The organism is Mesorhizobium sp. M0208, from assembly GCF_040322015.1.
Taxonomy (GTDB): domain Bacteria; phylum Pseudomonadota; class Alphaproteobacteria; order Rhizobiales; family Rhizobiaceae; genus Mesorhizobium.
In genome coordinates this window covers 43,004-51,420 of record NZ_JAMYSP010000043.1, presented here as the reverse complement: position 1 = coordinate 51,420, position 8,417 = coordinate 43,004, and the positions used below count along the sequence as shown (strand labels likewise).

Genomic DNA, 8,417 nt, shown 5'->3' with positions numbered 1-8,417 from the left:
GCCATCCACATACGGGTATCTGTGGACGACCGGGCGCGTCGCATCTCTTCTCAAAAGCGAGTTGATGATAGGCTACTATGTCTACAACCGAACGTCGCACAGTATGAGCAGCAAATCAAAGCCAAACACTCCCGATAAATGGGTCCGAATCCGGGTCATGGAGCCCATTGTAACGGTTCAAGTATTCCGGAGGGCGCAACTCGCAAGGGGAAAGCGCGAATACACCTATACAAAGCCCGAAATGCTCAAGAATCTGAAGCGGCTATTGAAAGAGAAGAAACGACTCAGCCTCACCGTGATCAATGCTTGTCCGTATACTGCGTCAGGACAGTGTTACGTCCGGCTTTTCGGCAGCTTGAAGGCGGTCTATGCGGCGGTCGGCTACGTACCGGATCGGCGGGGAGCTCTGCGAAAGTACTCGAACGAAGAGCTTCTAGACGGATTTCGGCGGCTGCGCGCCGCTCACGGGCACCTCACATTGTCGCTGATTAATGCGGACTCCGCTCTGCCCATATACCGTGTGTTCAAAAAGCGGTTTGGCTCGATGGCCGCGGCCTATACGCTGGCTGGCTTTCCAGGGCTGGAGTCGGAGCTAAAGCTGAGCGCGCTAGCGCGTATACGGCCCAGTGGACCGGAAAGGCTCCGACGCGACGTCTCAAATGCTCAGGGCAAAAAAGGCGCATGATAAGAACAGACCGAAGCTGCGGCTCTTCAATGAGGAGCCCCGACTCTGTTTGTCACGGAGCTGTCCCGCCGCTCCCACCTGATCTCGTCTAGCAGGCTTCTCTGATTGGGGTCATCGAGGTCAAGCTCCTCCTGATAATCGACCGGACCATGTCGCCCCGCGGGTCACGCGCTTCTCTTCGCGGTCGACGTTAGCCCGCCGCATGATGGGGTCAGTAGAGCGAGGCGTCTCAGTTCGTTGAACGTAAGCGCGAATTTCCCTGCACCTGTTGAGTGCTCTGATGCATGAGGTGTCCACCAAAATAGGTGGACACCTTGTGATGGAAGAAGATGAGCAGAAACTGCGGGTGAGGCTTGTCGGTCCGGACGGGCGACGCCAGTCAGCGGTCCGTCCACGAACTGCTGGCGCGAGCGGCATCGAAGCACACTTTGCTGCGGTGATCACTTTTCAGGCCGGCTTCCAACGCGGCAAAGCCACGCTTATAATCGCGGGTATTTATATATTTATCGTCTTGGGCCATAAATTTTCCGAAAGCGTCTTCGTTGTAAACTGTTTGAGAACAATTCAAATACGCGGCTTTCTGATACCCAGTTTCGTAAGCGATCGAACCGGCGTGGACGGTGGTTGAAACGAATGAGGTGATACAAATCGCCATTGCTGCAACGGACACGCTGCCCACGCAAAATGATTTCATGGTTGTTGCCCTCTCCCAAAACGCGAAGAACTTGCCAAAAATCTTGCCCTGAAACAAGACACCCATGGAATCGCCCTCAACGCAGTTCGCACGCGGTAGCCGCGTAGCCTTGGAATCGTCCCAACAGAGCCCGCCGTGCCGAAAGGTGCGGCGGGCTTTTGTTCGCTCCTAGCGGTACGCTCTCTCGGTCTGATTTTGAGCTATGAAATGCACGCTCGGCGACGAACCGGTTGGTTGACGAGATCAGCGACAGGGCTTCGTGAAACGGGCGATCTCGCGAAGGAAATTGCGCGAGGGAAGTGATCCGCGCCCTTCCTGTTTCGCAAAACTCGTGAAACACTATGGCGGCGTTCGTGACCAGCCCTCTCCGTGTGAAAACTTGCCACATCCTGATTGTCCTGATCCCAGCGCGCCTCCTCAGAAAGAAACCAAGCTTTGAGCTGGTGCGTGCGTGGAGCTGCAACATTGGAACGGCTAGGCCTGACACTGTCGAATGCATCACTCCGTCGCTTTTTCGTTTAGGGGCCGCTCATCGACTGGCAAATTAGCGAAACCAAGCGATCGAGCGCATCCTTGTGGAGCGCACCTGTAGGGCGCCACGCAAGGAAATCATCCACGCTCAGGCAGCCGCATTGATGGTAACATTGGTTGCCGCAACGCTCGCCACAGCCGAGGAAAGGAGCCGCCATAATATTCGCGCTCCTATTCGAAGGAATAGGTAAACCCTTGGCCTGAGGCGCCAACAGTGACCTTTGTCATCTTTTCACCAGCGAGCGACCGGTTCAGCACACCGCGGCTCAACTCCGGGAGGAGCGTGTTGGTCAGAATTGCGTCGATCATCCTGCCGCCCGATTCAATTTCCGTGCAGCGGGTCTTGACCAGATCCATGACACCGTCGCCGATTACCAATTCCGCGTCGTTGGTTGCACGCAGCCGGCGAGCAATCTTAGCAAATTGATGACGTGTGATCGCTTCGATCATCGAATCGGAAAGCGGAAAGTAAGGGATGGTCACCACCCGGCCGAGAAAGGCCGCTGGGAAGACCTTCAGCAACGGGCTGCGTAATGCGGTGTCCAGTTCATCGAGCCCTGCCCGTACCGCGCCATTCCTTGTGCGGTCCATGATGACTTCGGAGCCGACATTCGACGTGAGAAGGATCAGCGTGTTCTTGAAATCGATCCGTCTGCCTTCACTGTCGTCCATCATCCCTTTATCAAACACCTGGAAGAAGATTTCGTGCACGTCCGGATGCGCCTTCTCGACTTCGTCGAGAAGGATCACCGAATAGGGCTTGCGCCGCACCGCCTCGGTGAGAATTCCGCCCTTGCCGTAGCCGACATAGCCGGGGGGCGCGCCCTTCAAGGTAGAGACCGTATGCGCCTCCTGGAATTCCGACATGTTGATCGAGATCAGGTTCTGCTCTCCGCCGTAGAGCGTTTCGGCCAGTGCCAAAGCGGTTTCGGTCTTGCCGACGCCCGAGGGGCCGCAAAGCAGGAATACACCCACTGGCTTTTCCGGAGCGCCGAGACCGGCGCGGCTGGTCTGCACGCGCTTGGCGATCATCTCCATCGCATGATCCTGTCCGACAACGCGCTCGGACAGAGTGACCGCGAGCCGCAGCGCCTTCTCCGTCTGACTCGACAGCATCCGGCCCGTCGGGATGCCCGTCCAGTCCTGAACCACGGCCGCCACGGCGTTGCGGTCGACCGATGGCAGGATCAGCGGTGTTTCGCCTTGCGCCTCGGCCAGTTCGCTCATCAGTTCGCGCAGCCGAGCGAGATCGGCAGCCGGATCGGGAGGCGCAGGACCACCTGCCGCCGGAACCTTCGCCTCGGCATTGGACAGTTCGGTCTCAGGCACCTCCCCGCTCTTGGTCTCCGTGGCGGCCTCGTGCCCTTCCACGGCATCGAGCGGCACGCCGTCGCCGCGCAGCCTTGCACGCAATTCGAGTATCTCGGCCACCAGCGCCTTTTCGCGCTCCCAGCGCTGCTGCGCGGCTGCGAGCGTGCGTTCGGTCTCGGCAAGCCCAGCCTCGACCCGTGCCTGCCGCTCGGCCACTTCGATGCCGATTGCAGCCTCGCGGCCGATAATGCCGCGCTCGACCTCCAGCGCCTGGCGGCGGCGCATGATGTCCTCGACCTCGGCTGGCGTGGCGTGCTGCGATACCGCAACACGGGCGCAGGCAGTGTCGAGAAGGCTGACCGCCTTGTCCGGCAGCTGCCGCGCCGGGATGTAGCGATGTGACAGGCCGACCGCCGCGTCGATCGCCTCATCCAATATCTGAACCTTGTGGTGCTGTTCGAGGACGCCGGCCACGCCGCGCAACATGAGGATGGCCACCGATTCCGAAGGCTCGTCAATCTTTACCACCTGGAAGCGGCGGGTCAGTGCCGGGTCTTTCTCGATGTGCTGCTTGTATTCCGCCCAGGTCGTGGCCGCTATCGTGCGAAGCTCGCCGCGTGCCAGCGCCGGCTTGAGCAGATTGGCAGCGTCGCCGGTTCCGGCAGCACCACCGGCGCCGATCAGGGTGTGGGCTTCATCAATGAAGAGGATGACCGGCGATTCAGAGGATTGAACTTCGTCGATTACGGCCTTCAGCCGTTTTTCGAATTCACCCTTTACGCTAGCGCCTGCCTGCATCAATCCGACGTCGAGCATGCGCACGCTCACTCCCTGCAGTGGGGGCGGTACATCGCCTTTGGCGATGCGCAGAGCAAAACCCTCCACGACTGCAGTCTTGCCGACGCCCGCCTCGCCGGTCAGGATCGGATTGTTCTGCCGGCGTCGCATCAATATGTCGACAATCTGCCTGATCTCAGGATCGCGGCCGACGACCGGGTCGATCTTTCCATCGCGGGCGCGCTGGGTCAGGTCGGTGGCGTATTTGGCCAATGCCGAATCCCCGCCCGGAGTCCGCCGCGGGGCCTCTGTCGCGGTGACCGTTGGCGCAGCGCCGGCTTCGAGTGAGCCCTCCGTGACATCGGCGAAGCGCGTCACGACGGCGTCGGCGTCGATCTTGTCGAACTCGCCGCTGATCTTCGACAGCAGGCCTTCCAGCACCGGTGTCTTCAGGCAAGCAAGCAGAACATGTGCGCTGCGGACCTCCTCCACGCCGAATTCCAGTGTTGCCAGATTCCAGGCCTCCTGGATGGCGTGGAAGATATGGTCGGAAAACTCTTCGATCGAGGTTGCGCCATAGGGCAGCTTGTCCACCGCGCGCGTCATATCGGCCGTAAGTCGGCTCGCATCCAGTCCTGCATCGGAAATCATCATTTGCACATCCGAGCGGTCGGAGAGCACCAGCTGCTCGATGAAGTGGACGAGTTCGACGTAAGGATTGCCGCGCAGCTTGGCACTGTCAGCCGCTGCCTTGAAGGCGCGCAACCCTAGAGGGTTGAGCTTGCCGACCAGTTCCTTGCGCTTGAAGCTCTGCGATGACCGGCGCTGTTCCATCGAACGTGCTCCTGCACTCTGCAAGTCGATAACCTGCCACATAAGCAGCCGCTTGACAAAGTGCGGGATGAACAAAGGTTTCGATGCCCCGTTATGCGGGCTCCCATCATTCGTCGAAGATGCCGCATCGCGGCCGCAAACAACCACGAGCCTGACAGCCCAGGTGAGACGCATTCCCGATCCACGGCCCGGCAAACACGCCGGCGGATTCAACAATCAAGACAAGGCTGCATTAGCTTTTGTTAATTTTTTCCGCACTCGCTGAATTGTGGAAAAGCGCAACCGTGTGATAACGTAGGGACAGGTCGGCCTCAGGGCCGGTGACTGGGGGATCGGTGTGATCGACGTCGCACTCTGGCTTGCTCCGCTCGATGGTGAAAATCCGTCGGGAGAGGATTTGCGTAACGATCCAGCGTTTCACGAACTGGAGCGCCTGACAGAGCCTCAGGTCAAGGTTGTCCATGATGGCAACAACAAGCCGGTCTCGCAAAGCACCATTCCCGTCGACTGGCCAGCAGTACTCACCAAGGCCGAGGAATTGCGCGCGCGTGGCCGCGACCTGCGCCTGATTGTAATTGTCACACGCGCACTGGCCAACGAGCAGGGACTGGCCGGGTTGGCGCAGGGTCTGACGCTTATTGGGCGGACATTCGACCAGCATTGGGAAACCATGCACCCGTCGCTGCGGCCCAACACATCGCCTCGCGAAGCCGCCTTGCGCCGCATCAACGCGCTGCTCGATCTTCAAAATAGTCAGGACGGGCTGCTGGCCAACCTGCGGCAAATGACTTTCTTTGCGCCACGCTCGATCGGGCCGATCAGCGGACGCGACCTGGAACAAGCTGCGCTCGACGACCGCGTCATGCTGCAAGAAGCAGCGTCAGGGTTGAATGCGGCCGAAAAGGCAGCGCTTGTCAGTGCACACGGACAACTGTTGAACCGGGTCCGTGCCGGGTGCGCGGCACAGGCGGACCAAGCCAATGAGGAAATGCATTCGCTCATTACCAATGCGCGCGCAGCGGTCGCGGCACTGGAAGCCGTCGAGACAGCCCTCAATGCTCACCTTGAGGGCAGCGGCGGCACCACTATCCCGGAATTAAAACGGTTCCTGCAGCGTTTGCTGACAACCCTCGAGCGCAACTCGGCCGCCGGCGCGATGGCGAATGCAGTAAAGCCGTCCGCTTCGCCTGCAGAACCGGTAATGCCTGTCCGAAACGGTCATGGAGCCGATACTATGGCAAGTGTGGCCAGCTACGCTGACTCGAGCACCGGACTTCCCGACCGGATTACTTCGCGCGACGACGTGGTGAAATGCCTGGACCTCGTCGTCGCCTTTTATGACCGCACCGAACCGTCGAGCCCGATTCCCCACCTCGCCCGCCGTGTGCGCCGGATGGTGCATATGGATTTTGTTGAACTGATGGAAGATCTCGCCCCGTCGGGACTGAAGGAGTTCCGGCTGCTTGCCGGCGTTCCCGATGCCAGGAAGACGGCTCAGAAGGATGAAAGGTAGCAAGCAATGCCAGCCGAAAGCAAAGCCAAGGTCATCGAACGAAATCGCGCGCCGCGGGTGCAGATCGCCTATGACGTGGAAACCTATGGCAGTCCAACGACAATCGAGCTGCCGTTCGTCATGGCCGTCATGGCGGACCTTTCAGGCGCTTCGCAGACCAAGGAAGCGTCGAAGTCGATACTGGACCGCTCCTTTGTCGAGACCGATGCGAACCGTTTCCCGCGTTTCATGGAGGCACTTGGACCACGCGTGAAAGCCCGCGTGAAGAATACGCTGCCCCAGGCCGAAGGCGCCGAGCGGGACGAGGAGCTGGCGCTCGACCTTACCTTCACCAAGATGGGCGACTTCGCGCCGGACAAGATTGCCGAGCAGGTCCCACAGTTGGCCGAAATCCTCAAGATGCGCCGCCAGCTCGAGGAACTTCTCGGCTTCATGGATGGGCGTGTGGATGCCGAAAAGCGCATTGCGCAACTGCTGAACAATGAACCGCTTCTTGGCAAGATCGCCAGCCAGGCGCTGGCGGACGACAAGGCAGGGGAATGACCATGGCCGAACAGCAAAAAACCGCCGCCGTCGCCGAGGCGGAAACCATCGATCTTGGAGAATTCAGCGGGCTCCTCGAGAAGGATTTCAAGGTCAAGAAGGACGACAGCGAAAAGCTGCAGCAATTGGTGCGCAATCTCGCACTCGCAGCGCAGACGCGTTCCGATACAACGACGATCTCGTCGAATGCGATCAAATCGATCAAGTCGCTGATCGCCGGGATCGACAAGATGCTGTCGGAACAGGTCAACGAGATCCTGCACGCTCCGGAAGTGCGCGAAATGGAGGGCACATGGCGTGGCCTGTGGTATCTCGTGAACAATACCGAGACGGATCAGAAGCTGAAGATCCGGGTGATGAATATTTCCAAGGAGCAGCTGGCCGACACGCTTGAGGATTATGAGGGCCAGATGTGGGATCAGAGCCCGATCTTCAAGAAAGTCTACACGGACGAGTATTCGATGCTTGGCGGCGAGCCGATCGGCTGTGTGATCGGTGCCTACGAATTCTCCAACCACCCGCGCGACGTCGGTCTGCTGCGCAACATCTCCGGCATCTGCGCCTCAGCGCACACACCCTTTATCGCAGCTGCCTCGCCGCGCCTGTTCCGCATGGACAGCTGGCAGGAATTGCCGAACCCGCAGGACCTGCAGCAGATCGTCTCCAACCCCGCCTATGCCTCGTGGCAGTCGCTGCGCGAGAGCGAGGATGCACGCTACATCGGCCTGACCATGCCTCGCGTTTTGGCACGGCTGCCGTATGGCACCGATACCGTTCCGGTGAAGGGCTTCACCTTCGAGGAGGAGGTACATGGCGATCATAACAAATATGTTTGGATGAACGCCGCCTTCCCGATGGGCGTGAACATAAACCGCAGCCACAAGCTCTATGGCTGGGGCACGCAGATCCGCGGCGTCGAAAATGGCGGCACGGTCCTCAACCTGCCAGTGCACAGCTTCCCGACCGATGATGGCTCGATAGCGATGAAATGTCCGACGGAGGTTGCCATCGACGACCGGCGCGAGGCGGAGCTGGCCAAGCTCGGCCTGATGCCCATCCTGCATCGAAAGAACACCGATCTCGCCGCCTTTATTGGCGCCCATTCGCTGCAGGACGACGAGACAAGGGCGGGACGGCTGGTCGACCCCGATGCGCAGGCCAACGAGCGGCTGAGTGCCAACCTGCCCTACCTTTTTCCGGTCTCGCGCTTTGCCCACTACCTCAAGGCGATCGCGCGCGACAAGGTCGGTTCGTTCAAGGAGCGCTCCGACATGCAGATCTGGCTGACCGAATGGATCAACCGGTATGTGCTGGCCAACCCGGCCTTTGCCGACGACAAGGCGCGCGCCAAGCGCCCGCTCGCCGCCGCCGAGGTTCAGGTGGACAGCGTGGAAGGGCGCCCCGGCTACTACAATGCGCGCTTCTATCTGCGCCCGCATTATCAGCTGGAGGGTATCAATGCCTCGCTCCGACTGGTTTCGGAACTTCCGTCGGTGAAGACTTGATTTGCAGCAACAACATCTTGGTTT

Annotated in this window: 6 protein-coding genes; 4 read left to right on the top strand and 2 right to left on the bottom strand. The window is 59.8% G+C overall.

Annotated elements, in window-relative coordinates:
• Window positions 1–685 (top strand): recombinase family protein (locus NKJ17_RS29035; protein ID WP_352691169.1); only part of this gene is annotated, 685 nt, incomplete at its 5' end.
• 379 nt (window positions 686–1,064) lie between these two features.
• On the opposite strand, the gene NKJ17_RS29030 is transcribed toward NKJ17_RS29035, so the two are convergent.
• Window positions 1,065–1,445, bottom strand: a complete 381-nt coding sequence (locus NKJ17_RS29030; protein WP_352479406.1) for a hypothetical protein — start codon at window positions 1,443–1,445, stop codon at window positions 1,065–1,067.
• A 636-nt stretch (window positions 1,446–2,081) separates the two neighbouring features.
• Entirely contained in the window at window positions 2,082–4,832 is a 2,751-nt protein-coding gene (gene tssH / locus NKJ17_RS29025; RefSeq protein WP_352691166.1) for a type VI secretion system ATPase TssH, read from the bottom strand.
• A gap of 337 nt (window positions 4,833–5,169) precedes the next feature.
• Here tssH and tssA point away from each other — a divergent pair, with 337 nt between their 5' ends.
• Genes tssA through tssC form a run of 3 tightly spaced genes read left to right on the top strand, consistent with a single transcriptional unit; the run spans window position 5,170 to window position 8,393 of the window.
• Window positions 5,170–6,345, top strand: a complete 1,176-nt coding sequence (gene tssA, locus NKJ17_RS29020) for a type VI secretion system protein TssA (RefSeq protein ID WP_352691164.1) — start codon at window positions 5,170–5,172, stop codon at window positions 6,343–6,345.
• Window positions 6,346–6,351: 6 nt separating this feature from the next.
• On the top strand, window positions 6,352–6,888 hold the full coding sequence (gene tssB / locus NKJ17_RS29015; RefSeq protein WP_352508039.1) for a type VI secretion system contractile sheath small subunit: 537 nt from the start codon (window positions 6,352–6,354) through the stop codon (window positions 6,886–6,888).
• Window positions 6,889–6,890: 2 nt separating this feature from the next.
• Window positions 6,891–8,393 (top strand): type VI secretion system contractile sheath large subunit, encoded by a 1,503-nt coding sequence (gene tssC / locus NKJ17_RS29010; protein WP_023720342.1) that lies wholly within the window; start codon window positions 6,891–6,893, stop codon window positions 8,391–8,393.
• The last annotated feature ends 24 nt before the right edge of the window (window positions 8,394–8,417 follow it).

What these genes read in the sequence shown, in the direction of transcription:
- NKJ17_RS29030 (WP_352479406.1), bottom strand. Translation starts at nt 1,445, where the DNA reads ATGGGTGTCTTGTTTCAGGGCAAGATTTTTGGCAAGTTCTTCGCGTTT.
- tssH (WP_352691166.1), bottom strand. Translation starts at nt 4,832, where the DNA reads ATGGAACAGCGCCGGTCATCGCAGAGCTTCAAGCGCAAGGAACTGGTC.
- tssB (WP_352508039.1), top strand. Translation starts at nt 6,352, where the DNA reads ATGCCAGCCGAAAGCAAAGCCAAGGTCATCGAACGAAATCGCGCGCCG.
- tssC (WP_023720342.1), top strand. Translation starts at nt 6,891, where the DNA reads ATGGCCGAACAGCAAAAAACCGCCGCCGTCGCCGAGGCGGAAACCATC.